The sequence below is a fragment of the Phycisphaerales bacterium genome, assembly GCA_016716475.1.
In the GTDB taxonomy this organism is placed as follows: Bacteria; Planctomycetota; Phycisphaerae; order UBA1845; family Fen-1342; genus JADJWG01.
The window spans coordinates 868,181-893,117 of the sequence record JADJWG010000002.1; the positions used below are offsets into that span (position 1 = coordinate 868,181).

General features: G+C 64.5%; 19 protein-coding genes. 4 read left to right on the forward strand and 15 right to left on the reverse strand.

All coding sequences use genetic code 11. The annotated features are described in order from the left end of the window. Positions 1-26: 26 nt before the first annotated feature. From nusA to IPM18_11205, 5 genes are all read right to left on the reverse strand, one after another. The gene (gene nusA / locus IPM18_11185) at positions 27-1,547 is read right to left on the reverse strand and encodes a transcription termination factor NusA (protein MBK9120147.1); all 1,521 of its coding nucleotides are present in this window, start codon (positions 1,545-1,547) and stop codon (positions 27-29) included. Positions 1,548-1,901: 354 nt separating this feature from the next. Continuing rightward, positions 1,902-2,504: a hypothetical protein gene (locus IPM18_11190; GenBank protein ID MBK9120148.1), complete on the reverse strand. Its 603-nt coding sequence runs from the start codon at positions 2,502-2,504 to the stop codon at positions 1,902-1,904. Beyond that, positions 2,494-3,015, reverse strand: coding sequence for a hypothetical protein (locus tag IPM18_11195; protein ID MBK9120149.1), 522 nt, complete (start codon positions 3,013-3,015; stop codon positions 2,494-2,496). Before IPM18_11195 ends, IPM18_11190 begins: the two co-directional genes overlap by 11 nt. After that, entirely contained in the window at positions 3,015-5,174 is a 2,160-nt protein-coding gene (locus IPM18_11200) for a PDZ domain-containing protein (protein MBK9120150.1), read from the reverse strand. Before IPM18_11200 ends, IPM18_11195 begins: the two co-directional genes overlap by 1 nt. Before the next feature lie 162 nt (positions 5,175-5,336). Then, complete coding sequence (locus IPM18_11205) at positions 5,337-6,353, reverse strand: LD-carboxypeptidase (protein ID MBK9120151.1); 1,017 nt, start codon at positions 6,351-6,353, stop codon at positions 5,337-5,339. A gap of 183 nt (positions 6,354-6,536) precedes the next feature. On the opposite strand from IPM18_11205, the gene IPM18_11210 reads away from it, so the two are divergent. After that, positions 6,537-7,589, forward strand: a complete 1,053-nt coding sequence (locus IPM18_11210; GenBank protein ID MBK9120152.1) for a tRNA-dihydrouridine synthase — start codon at positions 6,537-6,539, stop codon at positions 7,587-7,589. A 30-nt stretch (positions 7,590-7,619) separates the two neighbouring features. On the opposite strand, the gene IPM18_11215 is transcribed toward IPM18_11210, so the two are convergent. Beyond that, entirely contained in the window at positions 7,620-9,800 is a 2,181-nt protein-coding gene (locus IPM18_11215) for a hypothetical protein (GenBank protein MBK9120153.1), read from the reverse strand. 149 nt (positions 9,801-9,949) lie between these two features. On the opposite strand from IPM18_11215, the gene dgt reads away from it, so the two are divergent. Then, positions 9,950-11,002 (forward strand): dNTP triphosphohydrolase, encoded by a 1,053-nt coding sequence (dgt, locus tag IPM18_11220; protein MBK9120154.1) that lies wholly within the window; start codon positions 9,950-9,952, stop codon positions 11,000-11,002. An 85-nt stretch (positions 11,003-11,087) separates the two neighbouring features. Here dgt and IPM18_11225 read toward each other — a convergent pair whose 3' ends face one another. Beyond that, entirely contained in the window at positions 11,088-11,651 is a 564-nt protein-coding gene (locus IPM18_11225) for a DUF4920 domain-containing protein (protein MBK9120155.1), read from the reverse strand. A 229-nt stretch (positions 11,652-11,880) separates the two neighbouring features. On the opposite strand from IPM18_11225, the gene IPM18_11230 reads away from it, so the two are divergent. Then, the gene (locus tag IPM18_11230) at positions 11,881-13,272 is read left to right on the forward strand and encodes a DUF839 domain-containing protein (GenBank protein ID MBK9120156.1); all 1,392 of its coding nucleotides are present in this window, start codon (positions 11,881-11,883) and stop codon (positions 13,270-13,272) included. Positions 13,273-13,389: 117 nt separating this feature from the next. On the opposite strand, the gene IPM18_11235 is transcribed toward IPM18_11230, so the two are convergent. The 3 genes from IPM18_11235 to IPM18_11245 form a co-directional block, all read right to left on the reverse strand. After that, complete coding sequence (locus tag IPM18_11235; GenBank protein MBK9120157.1) at positions 13,390-14,385, reverse strand: polyprenyl synthetase family protein; 996 nt, start codon at positions 14,383-14,385, stop codon at positions 13,390-13,392. Between the two features lie 129 nt (positions 14,386-14,514). After that, positions 14,515-15,405 carry a universal stress protein gene (locus IPM18_11240; protein MBK9120158.1) on the reverse strand — a complete coding sequence of 297 codons (891 nt, stop codon included), beginning with the start codon at positions 15,403-15,405 and terminating at the stop codon, positions 14,515-14,517. Positions 15,406-15,461: 56 nt separating this feature from the next. Further along, a complete protein-coding gene (locus IPM18_11245; GenBank protein MBK9120159.1) occupies positions 15,462-15,731 on the reverse strand; it encodes a YhbY family RNA-binding protein in 270 nt (89 codons plus the stop codon). Between the two features lie 360 nt (positions 15,732-16,091). On the opposite strand from IPM18_11245, the gene IPM18_11250 reads away from it, so the two are divergent. Continuing rightward, positions 16,092-17,936, forward strand: a complete 1,845-nt coding sequence (locus tag IPM18_11250; GenBank protein MBK9120160.1) for a DNA topoisomerase VI subunit B — start codon at positions 16,092-16,094, stop codon at positions 17,934-17,936. A gap of 75 nt (positions 17,937-18,011) precedes the next feature. Here IPM18_11250 and IPM18_11255 read toward each other — a convergent pair whose 3' ends face one another. The 5 genes from IPM18_11255 to IPM18_11275 form a co-directional block, all read right to left on the reverse strand. Further along, complete coding sequence (locus IPM18_11255; GenBank protein ID MBK9120161.1) at positions 18,012-20,327, reverse strand: glycoside hydrolase family 65 protein; 2,316 nt, start codon at positions 20,325-20,327, stop codon at positions 18,012-18,014. A gap of 115 nt (positions 20,328-20,442) precedes the next feature. Continuing rightward, complete coding sequence (locus IPM18_11260) at positions 20,443-21,900, reverse strand: cysteine--tRNA ligase (GenBank protein MBK9120162.1); 1,458 nt, start codon at positions 21,898-21,900, stop codon at positions 20,443-20,445. Between the two features lie 215 nt (positions 21,901-22,115). Further along, positions 22,116-23,114 (reverse strand): hypothetical protein, encoded by a 999-nt coding sequence (locus tag IPM18_11265; GenBank protein MBK9120163.1) that lies wholly within the window; start codon positions 23,112-23,114, stop codon positions 22,116-22,118. Then, positions 23,104-23,736: a hypothetical protein gene (locus tag IPM18_11270; GenBank protein ID MBK9120164.1), complete on the reverse strand. Its 633-nt coding sequence runs from the start codon at positions 23,734-23,736 to the stop codon at positions 23,104-23,106. Before IPM18_11270 ends, IPM18_11265 begins: the two co-directional genes overlap by 11 nt. A 241-nt stretch (positions 23,737-23,977) precedes the next feature. Further along, positions 23,978-24,886, reverse strand: coding sequence for a hypothetical protein (locus tag IPM18_11275; GenBank protein MBK9120165.1), 909 nt, complete (start codon positions 24,884-24,886; stop codon positions 23,978-23,980). Between the last annotated feature and the right edge of the window lie 51 nt (positions 24,887-24,937).

Sequence of the window (24,937 nt, forward strand, 5' to 3'; positions counted from 1 at the left end):
CAGGCGCCGGGCAGACGGCGGAGCGCTCAGACCGAAGGGGATTCGCTCCGCGGCTCAGGTTCCTCCTCATCGCCGACGGCTGCCGGTGCACTGGTGTCAGAGTCGGCCGCGGAGCGGGGTTCCTCGGTCGCACCGTCACCAGCTTCATCCCAGCCCCGTTCTGCCTGGGCGGGCGGCGTGGTGTCCGTCGTCAGCGCCTCTATGGAAGAACCATTTGGACTGTCGGTGTGTGCCTCCCACGGGTTGCCCACGGTGTCGTTCAACGTCGTGGGCTCCAGAAACGGCTCAAAGTGCGACTCTGCGGCGCTCGCGGGCTTGCCATCGTCACCCGCAGCAGGGGGGTGGTGCGGGATCCCGAGTTTGTCAGCGAGGGCCTTCGCCTTGGCGGCCGCTTCCTTCTCCTCTTCCTGGCGTATGCACTCTTCTCCGGCTTCTTCGATGATGCGCTCGGCCAGCGCCGCGTCGAACGACAGACCGTTCACCAACGGCTCCGGGCCGATTTCGTCGAGATCCTGCACCGAGATGCAGCCGAACGCCACGAGTTTCTCGATCACGACATCGTCCACGCCGTCCACGGTTTTCAGGACACGCTCCATCGTCTCGACATGCTTGGTGTATTCCGCCGGCGTGAGAATGTCGATATCCCAACCCGTGAGACGCCACGCCAGACGCACGTTCTGCCCACGTTTGCCGATGGCGAGCGAAAGCTGGTCTTCGGCCACGACCACGGTGGCCTTTGCAAGCTCGAAGCACAAAGCGATTTCCTGCACCTCGGCCGGCTTGAGCGCATTCTGAATCAGGATCTGACTGGATTCATTCCAGCGAACGATGTCGATCTTCTCCCCGCCCAGTTCCTCGACGATGCTCTTGATGCGGCTGCCGCGCACGCCTACGCAAGCGCCCACCGCGTCGACTTTGGAGTCGATGCTGCTGACGGCGACCTTGGTGCGGTATCCGGCCTCGCGGGCCAAGGCCCGGATCTCGATGATCTGTTCGGCCACTTCGGGCACTTCCAGCTCGAAGAGGCGCATGATGAAGTCGGGTGCGGCCCTGGATAGGATGATCTTGACCTGGTTGGGCTGTTCCCGGACTTCGAGGATCAGGACACGGATGCGGTCACCCGGCTGGTGCGTCTCGCCCGGAATCTGCTCGCTGCGCGGCAGGAAGCCCTCCGTGCGTCCGATATTGACCAGCAGGTTGCCGCCCTCGCTCCGCACCACGCTGCCCGTGACAATCGTGCCGGTTCGGTCTGTGAAATCCTCGAAAATACTGGAGCGCTCACGCTCACGGGTCTTCTGGATGATCATCTGCTTGGCCGACTGTGCGGCGATGCGTCCCAGCAGGTGCACATCCACCGGAGCGCCGTCAACGGTGGCGTGGAACTTCCCGCTGAGCAGGTCGAGTTGCACGACAACGTCGGATTCTTCACCGTAGTGTTTGCGGATGGCACCGATCATCGCCGCTTCGATGTCGGCGATCAGCGAATCCCGATCGATGTTCTTATCGCGGGAAATACTGTCGATAATCCGGATGAGATCGGGGTTCATGCCTTCATCCTCGCGAACACGGCAGCACAACGTGCCACCCAAGGTACTTCGTCATGGCCGCGCTCCACCCGCGGGCGCGCAGCCAACAAAAAAGGGCCGCCTCAGCGACCCTCGGCCCGCGGACGGGCGTAGATCGGAATGTACCTCGGGCCGCAAGACCCGGAAGCCCGACGCGGACACGGTGCCGCGGATAAACCACGACACCAGCTCGCTTCAGCTTGGATTATAGTCTGCTGCCGCGACCCTGCCTAGGGAGTCCGGCCAAGAGTTCCGGAGATCGCATGGCGAGCTGTAGTCCACCCTGCCGTCCGTGCTAAGCAAGCTTTCCGAAAGCGGTTGCGGTCGCGAATCGGACTATTCTTCTTCTTCTCCCGGCTCATCGTCGTCCGCGTCGTTCGGCAGAGCTTCGTGCTCCGCCAAATCGGGCGCCGTGTCCTCCGCACGGCCGACGGCCTCGGCCGCCTCTTCCCGGGCAATCTGCTGAGCCCGCTCGGTCGCGCGCACCACCGTTTCGAGCGGCAGGATCAAGCCGCCCCCCCGGGCCATCAGATTGGAGGCGCTGCCGCTCGTCTCCTCCTCGTCGGGACGCTGGATCGTCACGACACCGAGCACGCGACCATCGGCCAGAAAGACCGGAAGTCCATAATCGGTGTCCGGACCGCCACGGACCACATACAGCTTTCGCGGCCGGTCTGTTACGCCGACGATCCGTCCACCTGAAACGAGCACGTGCTGGCCGAAGAACTTGCCCATCACGCCCAATCCGATCACCGGGTCGCCGAGCCGTGGTTCGATGTGTGCGGCCGCCGCGGTCGCGAAGTCCACGTGTGCAAACTGTTCACCGTCGGCGTCCTTGATCTGGAGCCAGGCCAGGTCAAGCTCAGAATCGCGTGCGATGAAGCTCGCCGGTCGCCCCTCGGTGTCATCACCGATCAGCACTTTGATGTCAGTCGGCACCGTGCGACCGCGGAACCGGCCCCCCCAGCCCAAGTGCGGCATTTGAACACAGCACCAGACCGTTTGGCGAAATGACCACCGCGTTAATCTCATTCTCACCGTCGAAGCTGCCGAAACGGCCCTGCGTACGCTGCACGTACTTCACCGTGACGAATGCCGGCCGGTACTTCGCGAGCAGTGCGGTGTAGACTTCTGCGGTATCCTGTGAGGGGGGGGCCTGCGCTGCCTGCAAGGCCGCAAGCTGAGATTGCTGCTGCGTCACGACCTCCAGCAGAGCAAGGCGGGCCTTCTCCATCTCGTCCAATTGCTGCTTCAGGCGAGCTAACTCCGTTTCCGCGGAGGCCAGCGCCGCGCGCAGGGCGGATTCCATTCTATCCAAGGCCGTCTGCAGCGACGCCACGGTGCCCGGTGTTGTATCATCTGTCGCGGGGGCGGGTTGAGCGCGGACGACCGGCACGGCAAGCAGCGTAGCCAAACCCGTCAACGCGAGGCGTGCAACCAGGTTTCTCATCAGTCGGTCTCCTTGCTCGTCTCGCTTTCGGTAACGGTGGGCAGCCACTCGGGTTCTACGAAATGGAAATGGGTGCGTACGCCGCGCAACACGACAAACACCACGCGCACCGGCTCGTTGGCCGTCACCTCAGCCATGATCTTGCGGTAGGTGGGCAGGCCACGCACCGGCTTGCCGTCGATGCGAAGGATGAGATCCCCGGTCTGAATCCCGGCCAGTCCCGCCCAGCCCGCGGCTTCCACCTGCTCGACGATGACGCCCTCGATCTCCTCGGTCCAGCGGTTCTCATCGCGGTCGAAGAAGGTCACCTCGCGGACGGTCAGTTCGAAGTCGCGATTACGATCACGCCGGGCTTCCTCGCGTGGCAGGCGAGTGGGTTCGAGCTTGACGGAGACATCCAGCACGCTGCGATCCCGCAGTACCTGCAAAGTTGCGGCGTCGCCGATCTCCATGCGGCGCAACTCTCGCGACAAGAGGGCGCCGTCCTCGAGGCCGCGCAGGCGGAACGGAGTGCCGTTGAGTCCGACGATCACATCACCGACCTGCAATTCCGAGCCGGCCGCCACGGTTCCCGGATAGACCCGCGTAATGCGGAAGCCGGTCTGCTCAGGATGTCCTAGCTGGGCGGCGAGATCGCGCAGCAGCGGCTGAGTCGCGATGCCGATCCACGCCTTGGGCACTTCACGCGGCAAATCGGGGTCGTCCTCCGGCTTGGGCTTGAGCAGGGTGACGTGGTTGCGGCCTTGGTGGTCAAATTCAACGAGCACGAATTCGGGCAGCGGCTCCTGCTGCATGATTTCACGGTAGCGCGTGGTGAACTGTTCGAGATCCTGCACCGGTTGTCCGTCAAGCGCCCGGATCACGGCCCCGCTCCACGGCAGGGGGGGCTCTGCCGTCGCGGCCGGCCCGCCGGAACGAATGCTGCTCACCAATACCCCGGCAGTACCGTCGAGGCGCCGATCGCGCGCCATCTTCGGCGTGATTTCCATGGCCGTCAGCCCCCACGCGCGGAAAGCCGCTTCATCGCCGCGGTCACGCTGCATGGGCTGCGTGACGATCGTGGTCTCGTGAGCTTCGCCCTCGCGTTCGTAGCGGACGCGCAGCTCGGTGCCCACCGGAACCTGGGCGATTCGCTTCATCAAAGGCGGAACCTGTTCGAGGAAGCGGACTGCGAGTTCCTCTCCTTCCACGGCGACGAGGATATCCCCCGCCTGTAACCCGGCGCGGTCGGCCGGCCCACCGGCGACCACCGAATTCAGCAGCACACCACGCTCGCGACCGGCGCGCTGCAATGCTTTGAAGCTCACACCGATCTCGCTGCGCGGGACCGCGCCGTGGGCGATGAGGTCCGCCACGACCCGCTGTGCAAGGTTGCTCGGGATCGCAAAGCCCATGTTCGAACCACCCAGCGCATTCACGCCGATGACCTCGCCGCGGAGGTTCACCAGCGGTCCGCCGCTATTGCCGGGGTTGATCGCCGCATCGTGCTGAATCCAGTTCGTGAACAGCCCGGTGCGCTGGCCCGATTCAAACTCCAGCTCCTCGACTTCGTCGCCGCCGAATTCCCCGCCGAAGACCCGCTCCGTGTTCGAAACGATGCCCAGTGTGACCGAGCGCGACAGCGAAAAAGGCGAGCCCATGGCCATGACGTAATCCCCGACCTCCAGCACATCCGAGTCGCCGAAATCGGCCACCGGTGCATCGGGGCCGAACTCGGCCGGGTCGACCTGTAGCACCGCCAGGTCCGTCAGCGGATCCTCGCCGATCAGCCGCGCATCCAATTCCCGCCGGTCCGTCAGCGTGACGCGAAACCGCCGGCCGTTGCTGGTCACATGCTGATTGGTGACGATATGACCATCGCGCGAGATAAGCGTCCCGCTGCCGACGCTCGCCCCCTTCTCCTCTTTGCCGCCCCAGTAGTTCACCGTTACGACGTGAATGTGGACGAGCGCAGGGAACACGCGCTCCCGGGCCTCCGCGAACATCACGCGGGCCTCGTCGCGCAGCGCATCGGCGCGGCGCTCGGTTTCGGGTGCAAGCGACCGGTCGCTTCGGCCCGTTCCGCACCCGGGCAGACCGAGTGCGAGGCCCCCGGCCATGCTGCACAACAGGGCGCCGACGATGCGGAGACGGATGCGAACTGTGCGTGGGGTCACCATGTTACCTCCCGAGCGGGGTTTCGCGCGTCCAATGCTTCACCCTGCGTTTGCGGGACGCGTTGGGGCGTCACCTGACCCCCAAGCAGTGTGCGTGCGTGATACCTAAAGTTGTGCAGCCCGGCAAGTCGCCGCCGTGTCGAAAGGTGTGCGAAGCCGGTTACGTTACAGCGAACGCCGACGGGTGTTGTGCGCGGCAACGCCCGCAGCGTCAATCCACACTTCGCGACCGCGCGTCCGCAGTGTCACCGGGCGATTCAGCAGCACCGGTACGAGGGGCCAGACGTGCCCGACATTGCGAGTTGTCACCACGGGCAGTTTCCGCGCCTTTGGGAGGTGGTATTTCAGCAGTTCAAGCACGGCCGGCTGCGTATCCTCGTGCAGCATGTGGAAATCCCCGATGATCAGCCCGGCGCAGCGGTCGAACCAACCCGCCAGCTTGAGGGCCGCGAGATGCCGGTCGATGCGGTAGGGAGATTCCTTCACGTCTTCCAGCAGCAGCCATTTCCCGTCAGGTTTCAGCCGCTTTCCGACCGTTCCACCCACCGCCGCCGCCAGGACCGCGAGACATCCGCCGGCGATTCGGATGCGCCCGGCCAGTGCCCGGCCGCTCTGCACCGTCCCCGTGATCGGGCCAAACGGTACATGCTGTGTCTCCGTCGGAACACGCCCGGCGAAGAGCTCTGGCAGGACCCGCCAGAATTCCGCCAGCGCCGCCCGGGCGGCTTCCGGCGGCGTCAGGCGCCAACCCATCCAGTTGGGACACAGCCAATACATCCCGTGGCCGCATCGGTAACTTGCCACCAGGTTCACCAGCGTCGACATCTCACTGAAACCGAGGGCCCACAAGGGCGCCGTCCGCTTGGCCAAGACATCGAATCGCAGGTGCGGCAGCAGGCGCGAAAAGTAGGCGCCGCCATTCGCTGCCACGAGCGCCACCGTCCGCTTGTCCCCGAGGGCCCTCTGAAGATCGCGGACGCGGGCGTCATCGTCATTACGGCCACCGTGCCAGGGTTCCTCGACGGCCTTCAGCACCTTCAAATCGTAGGTCAGCGAGTACGGTGCGGGGAGGTGCTGGGCGACGAAGGTGACGTAGTCCTCGACATCCTCGAAGCCGAAACGCACAACCTCGGGCCCGAGCGGATTCCCGTGGGACAGCAGGTGGATGCGCAGCGATGCCATGGAGATGCCGTGCCTCCAGAAGTGTACGCAGGACGCGGGCCGGACAGCCACTCGCTGCAGACTCGCGAATGTGCCGGAAGGTAGCGTCTCCGGCACGGATTTGCACGGGGGTCGGCAAACTTCAGAAAGCACCGCGGCCGCTTACGAGCGGAACTGACGCGCCGGCTTCGCTACAATCGCAACATGCTGCGCATTGGACCTTTCAGCTTTGAGTTTCCCGTAGTGCAGGCGGCGCTATCGGGCTACAGCGACCTGCCGATGCGGCTGCTGGCGCGGCGCTTTGGTGCGCCGTACTGCCTGCACGAGGTCGTTCTCGATAAGTCCGTCGTGTTTTCAGCCAAGGTGCGCAGCAAGATCCTGGGGCCCATGCACCCCGATGATCACCCGGTAGCGGGGCAGCTCATGGGAGCCGAGCCGGAGGTCTTTGCCGCCGGTGCGGTACACCTGGTCGAGGCCGGCTTCGATGTCGTGGACATCAACTTCGGCTGTCCGGTGCGTAAAGTCCTCGGCCGCTGTCGCGGCGGATACCTGCTTTCGACCCCTGACACTGCCGTCGAAATCGTGCGGGCCGTGCGGGCCGCGGTGCCGCCCACGGTCCCCGTCACGCTCAAGATGCGGCGCGGCATGGACCATACGGCCGAGAGCGAGCGGAACTTCTTTCGCATTTTCGATGCCGCCTTTGAAGCGGGTGTGGCAGCGATCACGGTCCACGGCCGCACCGTGCAACAGAAGTACGTAGGTCCGAGCAACTGGGACTTCCTCGCCGCAGTTAAACGGCACGCGGGAGACCGGGTCGTGCTCGGCAGCGGTGACCTTTTCACGGCGCGCGACATTCAACGGATGCTGGAACACACCGGTGTCGACGGTGTGACCGTGGCACGGGGCTGTATCGGGAATCCGTGGATCTTTGCCGAGTCCCAAGCGCTGCTCAGCGGCCGCCCGCTGCCGGAACCGCCGTCGGTCATGGAGCAGGGGGCCATCATCCGCACGCACTTCGACCTGACCGTCGCGGTTTACGGCGAGCGGACCGCGGCCCTCATCCTCCGGAAGTTCGGCATCAAGTATGCGGAGCTGCATCCGCACACCAAGGCCGTGCGCATGGCCTTCGCGGCGGCCCGGAATTGTGAAGAGTGGCGCGCTGTACTGGCGGAGTGGTATGACCCCGCACGGGCGTGGCCGACAGTCGTTCGCAAGGAGGGCCCCGGCCTGCTGGTGGCTGCCGGGGCGTGCGAATGAACCGTTCGCACGCCTGCCCCCCCCCCGGCTTCAACGCACGCGATAGAAACGTGTCTCGCCGGTTTCCAGCTCCACTTCCAGCGCTGCGGTCGGGGCTTCCTCACTCCAGCCATCCGCCTGCTCGCTTAGCGGTGCGAGCTTCTCTCCCGCCGGTGGCCTGACGGCAAAGCGGCCGGCGCGCGTCGCTGTAAGAGCGACGAGCTGCCCGCGCTGCACCACGGTGGCACCATCGTCGGACCACGCATGCACGCCGTTCGCCAGCGCCAGATGGCGCAGCAGTGCACCGGGCAGCAGGGGGGCGCCACAGTACACACTGTGCCAGCCGTCGCGGCCGACTCGGGCCAGGCCCACCCCCCCGCCGGTCACGTAGTGCCCCATGGGTTCAGCTTCCGGATCCACCACTTCGAACAGGGGTGTGGCCCGCGTTTCCCAGCCCCGCGGATTCACGGCGTTCAGGGCCTGCTGCCGCTCCAGCGAAAGCGGCGGGCCGAACCGTTGCGGAACACCTGCTTCCGCGGCGAGGTGCGGCAAAAGATCGATCTGGGGCACGAGAGGATCATGGTGCACCCGTACAGTGACGCCGGTCACTGCAGATACACCGGCATCGTCAACGCCATCCATGCCGACGAACCCCGCACCGTAGAACCACACGCTCAGCACGCCCGGCTGTCGGACCCGCGCGTGCAGGGCTGCGCGCCGTGCCGCGTCGGCATACCACGCGTTCAGGAACACATAGACCCGGTAGGGGCGTACTTCCGACACCTCGTCTAGCATGAGCGTGTCGACCGGGAACCCCAGCGCGCTCCACTCGAACTGCCGCCCCAGCGAAGTGAAGTAGGCATTGAGGTCACTGCGCAAGTCACAGTATGCGTAACTGCGATCATCGATGACCCAGGCGACTTCGGCGCGCGAGGAGCACGGCCAATCCGCTATATGTCGCGCCAGCGCCTGCATGCTGCGTAACGTGGACTGAATCGCCGGGTCGTCGTACCAGCGTGCGTGGATCAGGTCCATCCACCACGCGGCGCCGGTGCCAAGGGCGTAAGCGCCGTCACGCTGTAGCATCCGACAGCTTTCCGTCGCCGTGGGCGGTATGCGTGACCACAAGCCGGCCGTCTCGCGCAATTGGACGAGGTGTGTGAGTGTGTCGATCTCGTCGACGTGCAGCTTGCCCGCTCGTTCAATCGTAGCGGGCACGGTCTCCGCGTGATGTACACCGTCCACGTAGCGATTGTCGTAAGCGTAGGGGGAGCTGATGTAGTCGATCTCCGAGGACGCCAGGACGCGCCGTAATGCCAGGTGCCCGCTGCGGGCTGGGTTCTGCGTGTTCCAGTGCGGCCAGAAGTATCCAAAGAAGGAGCCCACGAGCTTTTTCCCCCCACAGGCACGTTTGGCAGCGGCACAGAGCGCCAGCAACTGGTCGGCACTTGCCTGGTTCAGGAATGTGAGCCAGTCCACGATGTCGCGTTCTGTTGCAGGATTGCGGAAGAAGCCGGCAGTGGGGGTATGCAGGCGGGCCGGATGTGGAACCTTTGCCGTATCGAGGGTGACATCGCACCGCCCCCACGCGGCTTGAAGCGTTTCAGTGTTACCGTAAATGCTGGCCAAATAGGACCGGAAACCCCGCTCCGCCACCGGTGAGGCATCCTCGTACACCTCTTCGATGAAATTCCACCAGCGGAACCATTCCGCCGAGATTCCCGCCCCCACCTGGTATCCCGCGATCTGATTCCCGTTTCGTTGCTCGAAATGGCGCACGAAATCCGCCATGGCCTGCGATGCATCGCGCGTCCAGACCGTAGACGCGGCCGAGTGCCAACAGTCGATCGGCTGCACCCGGACGGCACGGAAGTCGACAGGCCGGCCGTCAAGCCCGTGCCCAACCGCGAGTTCATCCGGATGCTGGTCGGCCCACCAGCCCTCACCCGCGTAACCAAAATTCACGCGCGGAATCAACAACCAGTCTGGCGCGCGTGCCAGAAACTCATCAATCAGGCGCTCGATCGGGCTGAAGTTGTACTGCCCGGAACCCACCCACCAATGCTCGCCATTCTGATAGGGCACATGGAACTGGCAGATGCGGCAATCACCCGCCACAAAATCCGGCACCGCATTCGGCAGCCCGTAGCACCAGAATTCGTTCGTCGGCACGCCATTCAGAACGAGCATGGGACGCCCGTTCACCTGTTTCACCGCGGCGGTCAAACCCATCGTTACATCCTCACGAAAACGCGAGAGACTACCCGCCCCACGCCACCCGGGAAAGCGGTGGCCCGTCCAGAATCACCTGAAACAGCGGTACCTTTCCACCGGTCGGCTGCCCGGTTAGCTTGGCATCACTCAGAAGAAGAGCACCCACCATGTACGACCTGCGCCGCGACCATCCCGAGCCCACCACCACCATACTTTCTCCGCTGGCGCTGGATCGGCAGCGGATTGTCCACTCGGCCGCCTTCCGGCGGTTGCAGCACAAGACCCAGGTCTTCGTTGCTCCGGAGAGTGATCATTTTCGGACGCGCCTTACGCATACGCTCGAAGTGGCGCATCAGGCGCGCTGCCTCGCGCATACGGTCGGACTCTCGGCCGACCTGGCCGAGGTGGTAGCGCTTGCCCACGATCTCGGGCATCCACCCTTTGGGCATGCGGGCGAGGTCGCACTGGCAGCTTGTCTCCAGGCGTGCGGGGGCTTCGAGCACAACCGCCACACGCTCAGGATTGTAGAGGAGTTGGAGCACCCTTATCCGGCCTTCCGAGGCCTGAATCTCACCCGGGCTGTGCGTGCTTGCCTGGCGGGTCACGGGACCCCGTTCGACCACCCCGATACACACCTGCTCCACGCTGTGGGTCCGCCGCCGCCTGAGTCGCGCGTGGTGGACCTGGCCGACCGCCTCACCTTTGCGCTGCACGATTTGCAGGATGCGCTTTACGCCGGTTTGCTCCAGCCGTCGGATCTGCGTGGGCTGGTGCTCTGGCAGACCCATTTCGCCGGTTCCGCCGGAGACGCACCATCCGTCTGGCGTAGCTGCCTGCGCTCTCTGGTGGACGGGATCCAGGCGCAGGTGTTGCAGGAGGTCGGCAGCCGATCCGTCGCCGTACGCGCCGGGAATTCAGGCCTGTCGGCCGGGCTTGAGGCGGACCTTGCAGCATTGGAGCAGCTTTTGTTGACCCGCGTCTACCGAGGGGAACTGTTGACGAGCGCCGATGCCCATGCCCAACTCATTCTGCGCGACGTCTTCGTCGCCCTCGTTGCGGAGCCACACCGCATGCCGCCGCGCTTCTCACAACGCATTGCATCCGCCGGCACGGAGCGCGTCGTCGCGGACTATGTCGCCGGTATGACAGACCGCTTCTGCATCGAGGAGCACGCCCGGCTGTACGGCGACGGAATGGCCCGCGCGGCCGGTGAGCAATAGTTCGTACGTGACGCAACGGCCGGCACTCCCGCTGTCGCGCAAGCACCGGCCGTCGAATGTCATGGTAAGCAAACGGGGTCTGGACTCAGCTCGACTGCGCGTCGTGCGTATCGTGATCGTGGTCGTGCGGACAGGCATTGACTTCGGCCTTTTGCACGCCTGCAACCTCAATCGCCGGGCAATCGATGGTCACGCGCTTCTTCGAGCCCTTGATCAGCGCGATTTCATCGGCCGATTTTCCGTCGACCTCGGCGTAGTGCTTGCGCTCATCTTCGGTGATCACACGGAACTTCACCTTGCCTTGAAGAATGGCGCGCTGCCCCTTGGCTTCGCCGGGGACACGGCCGTGCGTCGCTTGGTCATAGATGAACATCGCGACGATCTGGTCCTCTTCCGGATCATCGGGGTTCTGGGCGACCTGCACCCAGCATCCGCTGCCGGTGCACATTGCGGTGATGGTCCCTTTGACGAGAACCGTCTGACCTTCGTACTTCTCCGCGTTGGCGATCAGCTCGCCGACGGTGATCGGTGTTTCGGTGGCGGCAACCTGCATCGGTTCGCCAAAATGGGTCATGGACTGGTTCGAGGCACAACCCGTCCACAGCGCTGCTGAGGCGAAGATCACAAGCAGGGGAATCATGCGTGGCATGTCGGTGTTCTCCTTGTATCACAGGGAATAGCACAGCAGCGCCGCACCCGGCGCTGTGCATCGTCACATTATCCAGTGTGGGACAGCCCCACGCAACCACTGGGCCACATCCGCTCCGTTGAAGTGACACGTTGTCGTGGTCCGCTTCACTCCGCTACAATGCTCACAAGGTGCAGGCGCGCGGCGGTGACGCCGCCGCAAGGGTCGACTTTCCATGGAAGCTGCTCCTATGGCCGTTTCTCGCCGTGATTTTCTTTGGGCCGCCAGCAGCATCACCCTGGGTTTCAGTGGCCTCGCGCGACTCGCGCTCGCTTTCCGTTCAGACGATGTGCCGCCCGGTTCCGGTACAGTCCCGGGCTATGGGCCGCTACGGCCCGACCCGGAAGGCCTCTTTGATCTGCCTGCGGGATTCTCCTATCGCGTGATCTCCCGGGTAGGCGACGAAATGGTCGATGGCTTACGCGTTCCGGGGTTGCCGGACGCGATGGCCACTTTTCCAGGGCCCGGTGGGCAGGTCATTCTCCTGTGCAATCATGAACTTGACGCGGCGGACCATCGCCGCGGCCCATTTGGCCCGCAGAATCACCTTTTTAAGCGTGTTGATGCGGCCCTGCTTTTCGACGCGGGGCGTGGCAGGCAACCCTGCCTGGGCGGCACTACTACACTGGTGTGGGATTCGGCCCAGCAGCGGGTCATTCGGCAGTACCTCAGTCTCGCGGGTACCGAGCGGAACTGCGCCGGTGGGCCGACGCCGTGGGGCACGTGGATCACCTGCGAAGAGACGGTTCGCCTGGCGGACGATAATTACGAGCACAACCACGGCTACAACTTCGAAGTCCCTGCACGAGCCGAGGTGGGCCTGGCGCGCGCGACGCCCCTGCGCGCCATGGGACGCTTCAATCATGAGGCCGTCGCGGTTTCACCGGAGACTGGCATCGTCTACCAAACCGAAGACCGCAGCGATGGCTTGCTCTACCGCTTCCTGCCACGCGAGCGCGGTCGGTTGAACGCAGGGGGGATCTTGCAGGTGCTGGCCGTTCGTGACCGTGCGGGGCTCGATACGCGCAACTGGGAGGAGGCCACGATCCACAGCGGTACGCCGCTGGCGGTACGTTGGCTTGCGATCGACGAGATCGAGGCGCCGCGCGACGACCTGCGTCTTCGCGGGCATGCGGCCGGTGCGGCGCGGTTTGCCCGTGGTGAAGGGATGTGGTGGGGCGAGCGCGAGTTCTATTTCGCCTGCACGAACGGTGGCCAGGCGAAAGCGGGACAGCTCTGGCGTTACCGCCCAAGTGCGGCTGAGGGCACGCCCGAAGAGGATGCTGCACCACCCACGGTCGAATTGTTCTGCGAGCCGAACGACCGTGGACTGATCGATAACGCGGATAATCTTACAATCGCACCGTGGGGTGATGTGATTCTCTGCGAGGACGGGCAGCGGCCCGCGCACCTGGTCGGCGTTACGCCTGCGGGGGGTATCTACACCCTGGGGCGCAATGCCCTGAGCAATTCGGAACTCGCGGGTGCCACGTTCAGCCCTGATGGGGCGACTCTCTTCCTGAACATCCAACACGATGGCCTGACACTGGCCATCACCGGGCCCTGGGCAAAGCGGGGTTGATGCTGTCGGCGGGCTGCCGGTGTCAATCGGCGGCCAATGTGGCTGGTCAGGGTGATCTTTTTCGCTCCCCTGATGGTTCAGGCCTGAAGACGCCTCGGTCCAGGCCCTACGCTGGTGTTACTGTCGCCGGGCCAGCACGAATCCCGCCATGGCTGACAGACTATTCCGTGCCGGAGAAGGTGGTAATACTTCAAGTGCCTGCTGGGCCAGCTCGATTTGCTCGCCGGCGGCGGCTTGCGCGTAGGCGATGCTGCCAGCGGCATGCAGCCGCGCACCGATCTCGCGCTGCGCGGTGGCCCCGTCACTTTGCAGCAAATCCAGCATGGCCGCCCGATCCGTGGGGCCAACCTCGCGCAGATAGTGAATCACGGGCAAAGTCACCTCGCCTTGATGCACATCCCGGCCAAGGGACTTGCCAACCTCCGCCTCATCGCCCGTCAGGTCAAGCAGATCGTCCACGATCTGAAACGCCACGCCGATCGCATTCCCGAATGTCCGCAGTCGCCGCACCCAATCTTCGTCCGCCTCGGCGTACACGGCGCCAAGGTGGCAACACGCCTCCACCAGGGACGCCGTCTTTCGCGTGATGATGTCAAGGTACTCCGCTTCGGTCAGCTCCAGATTGCCCCGGCTTGCTACCTGCATCATCTCGCCTTCACAGACCGTCACCGCGGTCTGGCCGATGACGCGGCTTGCATATTGCGAGTCCAGACTGCTGCACAGGTGGAAAGCATGGCTGTACAGGAAGTCGCCCATCAGTACGGCCCGCTCATTGCCCCAAAGGCGGTTCACGGTCGCTGCGCGCCGGCGGATGTCAGAGCCGTCCAGCACATCGTCATGGACCAGGGTGGAAATGTGAACGAGCTCGACGACGGCCCCCAGCACATGGTGCGACGGCCGGACGTCGCCGATCGCGCGAGCTGTGAGCAGCAGGAGGGCGGGGCGCAGCAGCTTCCCATGAAACTGGCGCACATGCTGGCATAGATCGCTGATAAAGGGCTGATCGCAGATCAACTCGTCCGCAAGGACCCGTTGCGTGGCGCCCAGATCGGCCTGGATCGGGGCGTAAAGGTCTGCCAGCCGCAGGGTTCCAATTTCGCCGTTGGTTCGCACACGCAGTCTCCGACGGTGCCTTGACACCATGGGATAGTCAGGGGCGACCGGGCGGGTGTCCAGTCTTACCAGAACCTTTCACACGAATTGAAACGCTTGCAGGATAGCGCCGGTGACCCGTTGGAAGGTTCAGCGCGTGCCGAAGAGACCGTCGAGGATCGAGAGTGTTTCACCCTTCTTCTTCACGACCAGTACTGGCAGACCGGCCGCATGCACCAGCCTCTCCACAGTCGACCCGATGAGAACGAGTGAGCCGGTTCCACGGCTGCCGGCCATGATCAGGTCCATTTTGCGGCTCATGGCCGCATCGAGCAAAGCGCGCTCGTTGTGTGGTCCCGTCGTGACGAGGGTCTCGATGGACAGTCCGCTGAGGTCGACATCTTCCATGAAGTTCCGTAACTGTTCGCCGATGACGCGTTTGCGATCCTCGATGGCCTGCTCAAGGGTCATTCCGAGCTTGGCGTAGCCGTAACCGATTTGAGAATTTGAGACCAGCAGGAGTTGCCCCGGGCGGCCGGTCTTGTCAGCGGCGGCACGCGACAAAGCCGCCGCCTCCTCCAGCGCGAGCAGCGAATGCGGGGAAAAGTCCACCCCTACGACTATACGGCTGAGGTGAGTCCGGCCGCCTTCCGGCACGACCAGTACGTCACACGGCGATTTTCGCACCAGGCGCGCGAAGGGCATCGCCACGGTGGGCTCATCCGAAGGCATGCGCCGTCCGACTGCGACCAGGTCGAGTTCCAGGTGGCGTGCCGCGGTCAGGATGTCCTGGATGCCACCCCCGGGGTGGATGTCGAATTCGAGCATGCTATGCACATCCGGTGGCAATTGCTGCCGCACGCTCTCACGAAAGGCCTCGACTGCGCCGGGGCCGCCGTCGACTTCCTCCGGCGTCTGGGGATGCACGCAGTAAATCATCTGGCTGCCGGCAAGCTGCGCAATTCGCCCTGCCGCGGCCAGTGCACCCGCGAAGTGCTGTGGATGAAAGAGGAACACGCCGATCTTCTGGAACCGCTTCATGGGTTACCTCGCGCCACGGCATGGGGGCCGCCCGTGCCGCCACGCTGCGCCACGACTCACTCCTCCGGCCGATACAGCAGCACAACCCGGCCAATCCTGCGTACGACTTCGCACGGAACACGCCCTGCGAGATCCCGAGCGGCCTCGTCACACGCTGCCGCGCACTCGGCATGCACCCGCACTTTGAGCAGCGCGCGCCCGGTAAAGCACTGTCGGACCTGCGCCACAACCGCGTCCGTCACGCGGCCTGCAACCAGGGTGGTGACGGGCTTCAGCGGGTGACTGCTTGCCACGAATTGGCGCCTTTGGTCCGAATTCAAGGCCATGCTGCGTGCTCCCGGAGCTACAACTACTGTACACAACTGAGCGATCTGCTACCATGCCTTGGGTTGGCAGGATCGGCGTGGGCCGCGTGCCCGGACCACCGTCCGCAGACTGCCCCCTACCGGGAGCCACGGATGGCCGCACGACAGTCTCGCCGAACGGGCGCCACCGAGCCACCGACGTTATTCGACGTACCCCCCGCGCGGGTCATTCCTGTCGGGAAAGTGACCTTGGCGGAATACACGCCCGACTATGACCTCGAAACCGACCACCGGTCGTCGGTAGACGAGCCAGACATGCCCCCAAGCGCGCCCGTTCCCGCAACAAAGCCCACCGCTGTGAACGGAAGTGACCCCAAGCCCATGAAGACGCCCGGACGTCCAAGCCCCCCCGCCCGCGCTTCCCGCGCCGTTGCCAATCCGGAGGAACACCCATCCTCTCCCCAAGCACGGCGCGGCGGTAAACCGCGCGTCGTGACGGCCGAGGAACTCGCTACGCGTCAACGCGACATCTCGGTCTCCGAATTCTTCGCGAAAAACCGGCACCTGCTCGGGTTTGATAACAAGCGCAAGGCCCTCCTCACGACCGTGAAGGAGGCCGTCGACAACAGCTTGGATGCCTGCGAGGAGGCCGGCATCCTGCCAGAGTTGCACCTCGCCATCACGCAGCTTGCGGAAGAGCGGTTTCGCGTCACGGTGCGCGACAACGGACCCGGCATCGTCCGCGCGCAGATCCCCAACATCTTTGGCAAGCTGCTCTACGGCTCGAAGTTCCATCGCCTGAAAATGTCCCGCGGTCAGCAGGGTATCGGTATCTCGGCAGCCGGCATGTACGGCTTGCTCACCACGGGCAAGAGCGTACATGTCACCTCACGGACCAGCCCGAAAAAGGAAGCCCACCACTTCCAGATCGCCATTGACACGACCAAGAACCGCCCCGACATCATCAAGGAGGAACCGGTCGAAGTAGCGTGGGACCGCGGCACCGAAGTGAGCATCGAGCTGCTCGCCAGCTACAGCAAGGGCCGGCAGTCCGTGGACGAGTACATCGAGCAGACGGCCATCGCCAATCCGCACGCGCTCATCAATTACACAGCCCCGACTGGCGAGCACCGCGAATTCCCGCGCGGCAGCGATGAACTGCCGGCGGAGACCCGCGAGATCAAGCCGCATCCGCATGGCATCGAACTCGGCGTGCTGATGAAACTGCTGAAAGAGGCCAAGGGCGTAAAGCTCGCCGGTTTCCTGCAGGAGTCCTTTTCGCGTGTTTCCGGCTCAGTCGCGCAGCGCATCTGCGACGCCGCCAAGCTCAGCACCCGCGCCGCGCCGGGGACGATCAGCAACCCCGACATCGAACGCCTCTACCAGGCCATGCAGGCCGCCAAGGTGATGGCCCCACCGACCGATTGCCTCGCACCGATCGGAATCCGCGCCCTGCTTGCCGGCTTACTCAAGGAGGTCAAGGCCGAGTTCTTCACCGCTACCACGCGGAGTCCAACCGTCTACCGCGGGAACCCGTTCCAGATCGAGATCGCACTCGCCTACGGCGGAAACCTCCCGGGTGACCAGCCGGCCCGCATCATCCGCTTCGCCAATCGCGTGCCATTGCTCTACCAGCAGTCCGCCTGTGCCGCTTTCAAAAGCGTGCTCGAAGTCGACTGGCGCAACTATTCGCTCAGCCAGCCCGCCGGGGGCCTGCCGGTCGGTCCGCTGGTTGTCATGATCCACCTGGCCAGCGTCTGGGTGCCCTTCACCAGCGAGAGCAAGGAGGCCATCGCCGACTACGACGAGATTCGCCGCGAGATGAAGTTCGCACTGCAGGAGTGTGGCCGCAAGCTCGCCAGCTACGTCCGCCGCCGTCGAAAGCAAAAGTTGGAGAGCGAGCGCCGCAACATTTTCGAGCGCTACATTCCCGACGTCGCACTGGCGCTCACGAGCTTGGCCGGCGGCGATACACAGCGCCTGATGGAGGACCTGCACGCCATCGCACGCGTTCGTACGGCCGACGCCGATGTCGAGTTGGACGAGGACGGCAAGCCGATCGAGAAGGATGAGCACGGTGAACTCGAAGCGGCCTTCGAGCACGACGAAAGCACGGTGGTGATTCCCGAGAACGAGACGAGCACCACGGTTGACAACCTGTTCGAAGCCCCGGCCGGCGGCGGCAGTGGTCCCGCCGGGAAGAAACGCCGTCGCAGGACGCGCTGAAAACGGGCGCGGCGCTGCTCGTGCCAAGTCCGGGCTTGCAGGTCCGTGCACTCCGGGAACTTCGGCCACGGAGGGCTAATCCCGGTAACGCACTGTGACGGCCTTTCCGCTTTCCAACAGGACCTGTTTCCCGGCCACGACGATCGGCAGCTCCAGCTTTGGCTCCGCCGCAGCCGTCAGTGTGACCTGCTGCCGATCGATCGCCACATGCACCGGTGTGTCGTGCAGAACGAGGTGGAAACGCAGGGCCGTCCATGGCTGCGGCAGGTTCGGCGTGATGCGCAGACCCTGGGCCGAGTGACACACGCCGCCGAAACCGAACACCGCCGCCATCCACGCCCCGCCGGCCGCCGTACCATGCAGTCCGGCGTAGGTGTCTTTCCGCCCGGTGAGGTTCTCATCCAGATCCATCCCGGCTGAGATCACGAAATCACGATAGGCCGATTCCAGATCACCGACGTCAGCCGCCATGATCGCGTTGAGCACGAAGCTCATCGATGAGAAGTTCATGCTCTTGTCTTTGTAGAACTGCCAGTTCGCCCGGTGCACCTCCGCCGGGAAGTCGTCGCGCAGCATGACCAGCGCCATCACCACGTCCGGCTGGTTCAGCGCCTGGTAGGGGAAGACCGTTACAAACCACACTTTGCGGTCTTCCAGCAGGTCCGGTGGGATCGGCTTGAGCTGGTAGAAGCCCTCGCACTGCTCATACACGTGTGTTCGCGGATCGAACAGCAGCGTCAGGCCCTCGGCGACGGTGCGCCACTTCTCCGGTTCCGCCGCGCCGACTGCCAGCCGCCGGAGCGCCGCCGCATGCGCGGCCGGATCGATCGTCTGCAGGTGCTCGAGCATGTCCGCGGCGGCCCGCAGGTTCCGGATGGCGAGCACATTCGTGTAGAAGTTGTTCGTGCTTTCGCAGTGCCCCTCGTCGGGGCCGGCGACATCGTGCAGGTCATACCGACCGGTCGTGGCGTTAGGCACGGCACGCGCGGCGAAAAAACGGGCGGTTTCTACGAGCAGGTCGATTCCGCGCTCGGCGAGATAGCGCTGGTCACCGGTAACGCGGAGATACTGCATCAGCGTATAGGCCGCATCACAGTTGATGTGGATATTCGTGTGCGTGAAGCGCCACCACGGGCCCAGGCACTCCTCGCCATGGGGTCCGGCCTGCCAGGCGAGCTTCGCTCCTTCGTAACCCAGCGCGCGCGCGATCTCCCGACCGTGGCGCAGCCCCTCGTACCGGAAATTCAGGCAGGTCCGGGCGATCTCGGGCAGCGTGTAGGTGTAAAACGGCACGATGTACACGTCCGTGTCGTAGAAGGTGGTGCCCTGATAATACTCCCCGGTCAGCAATTTGACGGGCACGCTCAGCCGATCCGTGAAACGCGGTGCGGCCTGGAGCAAGTGAAACAGGCAGAAGCGCAATCCGAGCTGTGCCGGATCGTCGCCTTCAATCTCCACGTCGCACCGCCGCCACAGTTCCTCCCACGCCAGGCGCTGCTCCGCGAGCGCCAGATCGTAACCTTCGGCGGCCGCACAGCGCAGCTCGTGGTCCACATCCGCGACGATCCCGTGCCGTAGGTCCTCGCTGCACGCGAGGATTACCTGCCGCTCCAGAGTGATGGGCTGTCCGCGCTCGGAATTGCAGATGAAGTAGCTGTAGACCGTGTCGTGCTCGATGATTCCCACGGCTGGCTCCACCAGCGTACCGGCCCGCAGGACGTGGGCAACCGCCATCTTCACTTCGTGTTCACGGGCGGGAGTCTGTGCAACAAGGCGGCAGGTCTCGGCCGGGCTGGTCCACACCTCGCGCACCTTGAACTGCCGCTCACCGGTCGTGTTGGAATGCGTTCGCCCGGTGATCCCGGAGCGGATCCGGATCGGCGCCGCGTGGTCGAGAGGGGTAACCGTATGCCGCACAAACACACGGTGGGCGTGCCGCAGACAGGCGAAGCGTTCCATCGCAATGCGCGTCGTCCGTCCGTGGCCATCGCGGAAGTCGTAACCGTACCGGTATACCCCGGTACGCAGGTCCAGCGACTGCTCGAAATTCAGTACCTCGCCACGGCCGAACGACACCTCCCGCTCGCCGACGAAGATCTGTACGAACAGTGGATTGGGCAGGTTGGCGACGGCCGGGCTCTTGCCCGCGGTATCGAAGTAGCGGGCGTCGAGATAGCGCCGCTCCTGGTTGGACGCCCGGATCTGGCTGAACATGTCCAACTCGTCGAAAACGCCGTGGATCAGGGTTACGGCGCTGTAGCCGTCCCGCTGCTCACCGACGTTGCCCTTGAGCCCCAGGTAGCCGTTCGAAATCGTCGCGACGCTGTTCCACTGTCCGAGGGTGTGCGGTTGAGCACTGGTATTGACGACTTTCCATGTGTCATAGGCCATCGGTTGCATCCTGCTGTGTGATCAGGGTGGGGGGGGAACAGAAGTCTCCATAGGCCGGCGCGCGGTGCGGGCCACCTCCGACCGGGGCGAGCGGGCGGCATGAGAGCACCGCGCGCTACCAGGTTGTGCCATGGGGACCGTCTTTCAACTCGACATCCAGGGTCCGCAGGCGATCGCGGATCAGGTCGGACAGCGCGAAATTTTTCGCCGTGCGGGCCTCCTTCCGAACCTCGACCAGAAGTTGGATCAAGGCGTCCCGCTCTCCGGATGTGCCGGCTTCGGTCGCGTGCCAACGCAGGCCGAGCACGTTGCCCGTCAGCGTGTGCAGGAGCGCCTCCGCTGCGAGCAGGTCTTCGCGCCCGGCCCCCTCTCGTGCCCAGCCGCCCACTTGCCGTGCCAGTTCGAACACGCCGGCCAGGGCGGCGGCCGTGTTGAAATCATCGTTCATGGCCTCGGCGAAGCGCGTGCGCGTCTGATCCAGTGCGGTGCGAATTGTCGCGCGCGGCGTGGCTGAGGCGGCGCGGGCGGCCGCCCGTGTCAACTCGGCCAGCGTGTCGCGCAGTTTGTATGACCCGGTTTCGGTCGCCCGCAGCGCCTCGTTCGAGAAATCGAGCGGCGCGCGATAGTGGCTGGTCAGAACGAAATGACGCACCACCGCCGGCTCAAGGGTCTGCTCCAGCAACGGATGCCCTTCGGCGAAGATCTGTTTCAACGAAATCGCGTTGCCGAGACTCTTGCCCATCTTCTGGCCGTTGAGGGTGCACATGTTGTTGTGCAGCCAGTAGCGCACGAAGCACTGTCCCGTCGCCGCTTCGGCCTGGGCGATTTCGCATTCGTGATGCGGGAACTGGTTCTCAAGACCACCGCCGTGGATGTCCAGCGTCGTCCCGATGTACTTCTGGCTCATGACCGAGCACTCGAGGTGCCATCCGGGATACCCCTCTCCCCAGGGGCTTGGCCAGCGCATGATGTGCCCGGGTTCGGCGCGTTTCCACAGTGCGAAATCCGCCGGGTGCCGTTTGTCGTCGTGTACCGCCACGCGCGCGCCGGCCTCCAACTCCGCCACGGTCCGTCCGCTCAGCTTGCCGTAGTCCGGCTTCGACGCTACCGAGAAATAAACCGATCCGTTCGCCTCGTAGGCATGCCCGCGCGCCAGTAGCGCCTGCGCGCATGCAATCTGCTCCGGAATGTGCGCAGCCGCACGCGGCATGATGTCCGGACGGGCGATATTCAGGGCGTCCATGTCCTCGAGATAGCTGCGCAAGTAGAGCTCAACGACCGCCATCGGGTGCAGGCCGCGGCGGCGGGACTCGGCCACCACCTTGTCCTCGCCGGCGTCCGCATCATCGGTGAGGTGGCCGACATCGGTGATGTTCTGCACATAGTTGACCAGGTAGCCGGAGTGCCGCAGCCACCGCACGATGACGTCGAAGCTGATGTAGCTCTTGGCGTGTCCGAGGTGACTATGGCCCCAGACGGTCGGGCCGCATACGTACATACCGACGCGGGGGGGCTCGAGGGGCTCGAAAGCCTCCATCCGCCGGCCGAGCGTGTTGAAGACGCGTAGTCCCATGGTGCCGCGATCCTCGTGAAGCTGGAACAAGCCCCGCATTCTAACAGACATCGCCGGAACTGGGGAACTGTGCGCGCATGCAGATCCGCGGGTTTGAGGGGCGCAGTGACGGCGGGTACGAGCCGGCTTGCTCGCACCCGCCGTCGCGCGTTTTCTACTACTTGCAGGGGGACGGCAAAAATTGTTTCCGCCAGCCCCGTTCCGATGCTGTGGGCCTACGGGCAGTGCGGCCACGCCTTCAATGCGGCGATGAACGGTGCAATGTCACTGAAGTTCACCACGCCGTCGGCGTTCAAATCACCACTGGCATACGGGCACGGCCCTGGCCAGTGATCCGGCCCACCCGCTTTGATCGCCGCGATGAACGGCGAGATATCCCCAAAGTTAACCGCTCCATCACAGTTCACATCGCCGGGTATCACCACTGGCAGGCCGAGGGTCCCGTCGGCGTTCACGTTCTGTACGAGGATATCACCGGCGCCGCTGCGGCTGTCAGACCACGCCAGCAGGGTGGTGCCGCCGCGGGTCCGCGCGGCCTGGAGGCGTGACTTGCCGCTGAGTGTGGACGACACCACCAACGGCGCACCCGTCGGCGCGCCGTTCCCATCCACCCGGATCCCGACGAGTTGGGCAGCGCCCGAACGGTCAGAGTAGACCACCATGGCGCCGTCACCAGCCAGCACCACCTGCAGGTTGCTCGGCTGGTTCGCGCTGAAGGGAACGTACTCCACGCCCGTGTCGCCCCACGCCCGGGTACCATCCGCCAGCAGTTTCTGGCCGTACACGGCCCATTGGCTCTGGTTCGAGTTGGCCATCGGCCAGAAGAGGAAGGTTTCCCCCGTGGCTGCGTTGTACGCTGCCGCCGAACCAATCGCGATCTTTCCGGGGTCGGGGACTGCGCCCGACACGCCCCCATGCGGCCAGAGCTCGATCCCGTCGGTGTCAACGCGTTGCGCGTAGGCGAGGCGGCTGCCGCCGGTTTCGTACCAACTGAAAACCGCGCCACCTTCGCTGTCACTCGACCCCGTCGGAAAGTAACCGTTCTGCACGCTGTTGGCGTCGAACACGACTGTCGGGCCGGCGCCTTGCAGCGTTCCGTCCGACAGGATCTTCTGCGCGTACAGATGCTTGTTGCTGAAAATCTGCGTGCCTGTCCAGCGGACCCAGTAGGCGATCACGCTGCCGTCTTCGGCGGGAATGAGATCACTGAGCACGTAGCGGCCAGAGGGCGCCCGGCAGGAGGAGGCCGCCCGCAGGCCATTGCGGAACGCCGGCCGGATTGAGCTTCTGGAGGGCGATGTCGTTGTTCTGGCTCCAGCCGACAATCGCATCGCCGGTCGTCGTCGCGGCGACGTAAATGTTGCCGATGAACTGCGCCGTGTTGGTCAGCACGACACCGCCAGCGCCCCAGACGAGCGTACCGTCCGGCGCAACCCGGTTGGCGCCTACCTGTACGCCTCCCAGGCGGTCGTCGCGGTATACGATCACCGCGTAGCCCGCGCTGTCCACGGTCAGATCATAATCCTGGGTCGAACTGAATGATCGATCGGCGATGAGCACCCCGTTGTGGGGCCACGCCTCGAAGCCGTGTCCGTCGAGCCGCTGCAGGTAGACGTCGTACCCGCCGGTGGCGTTGTCGAACCAGCTTACGTACGCACCGCCGTCGCACGTCGCGACGATCTTCGGCTGTACCTGCTCGCCCGTCCGGTCCGCGAGGACAAAGTTGCTGGCGGCATCATCCGACCACTGCCCGAGCGCCCCTGTGCTGAGAGCCAGTGCAAAGCTCAGCGCGAGCGCCGCAAGCATGGTTACTCCCGGTGTTCGTTTCTCTACCATCGCAACCACTCCTTCATTCCCCGTGGGCCCGCGGCATGTTGGAGCGCGACGCACCGCAACAGCGCGGTCGCCGGCCGCGGGCTCGGCCTGCTGCGGAAGTTGGCAAATCATCTGGAACTCGGCGTGGCCGCACCCATACCGCCGGACTCGTTCCGCCTCCGGTGATCAGGTATACCACGTCAGAGGCGGTGAAGAAAGTGAAATCTTGCGGACGGTTGTAGGGGCGCGCGTCATCGAACGCCTATCCGTCCTCGTCATCCTCGAACTCGACTCCGATGGATACGGCGGTGCGCTCGAGAATCTTGTCGAGCTGCTTGCGGATCAGCGGCAGAAACATCACATGCGGAATCCGGCGGAGTTCACGCGTGCCGCTTGCATTGAAGACAATCAGGGTTCCGGCGAGCCCCAGCAGCAGCTCGAAAACATCGGGGTAGTCGGTGCGGATCGTCTTGGCACCACGGCCGAGCGAGTCATTCATCTTCCCGAAGGAGTAGTGCTCGAATTCGTTGTGCGTGATACGCCAGTAGTCGTTCAGTCGCGCCCACAACAGCATGACGGTGTAGGGCACCAGCAGTATCACGCTCAAGGCAAAGCCGAAGGTGCGGTTGTACTGCACGTCGAGCGCGGCGAACCAGGTGTACAACTGGCCAAAGAACGTAAACCCCTGCACATCGCGCAACCACAGCCCGAGCACATAGCTGCCGCCGAGCAGCACGATGAAGAAGGCGGCCCGGTTGCGATCCACATCAATCCCCAGTGTGAGAACGACTAACACGATCGTCCAGAGGTACAGCCAGCCAATCCACTCAAGCCGTGGATTGATGCGTGCCGGCTGCGGTGCGCTCGTCGAGCCGCCGACAACCGGGTCTTGGGGTACACCGGTGCCCGTGTCCACAGCGGTTGCGGCGGCCTGTTCCGCAGCGGTGGCGGTGGGGACTACCCGCGGTGGTGCGGAGAAGGGGTAAAGCACAAACCCCAACAGGATCAGCGGCCATACGAAAAGCAACTTAGGGTAGGCGACGAAACGCACTTCTCGGACCGACGGGCGTGTCGCACTCCGCCGGCTGTCTGTGGGTGCCTGCGAGGCAGTGGGTGCCTGGGAGGGTTGTGCAGGTGTGTCCGGCACCGGTGGTTGCGGGGAATCGGCCATGGTTACCTCCTGATGGCCGGGGCGGGTGCGGCGGCCCCACCGCCGAACGTT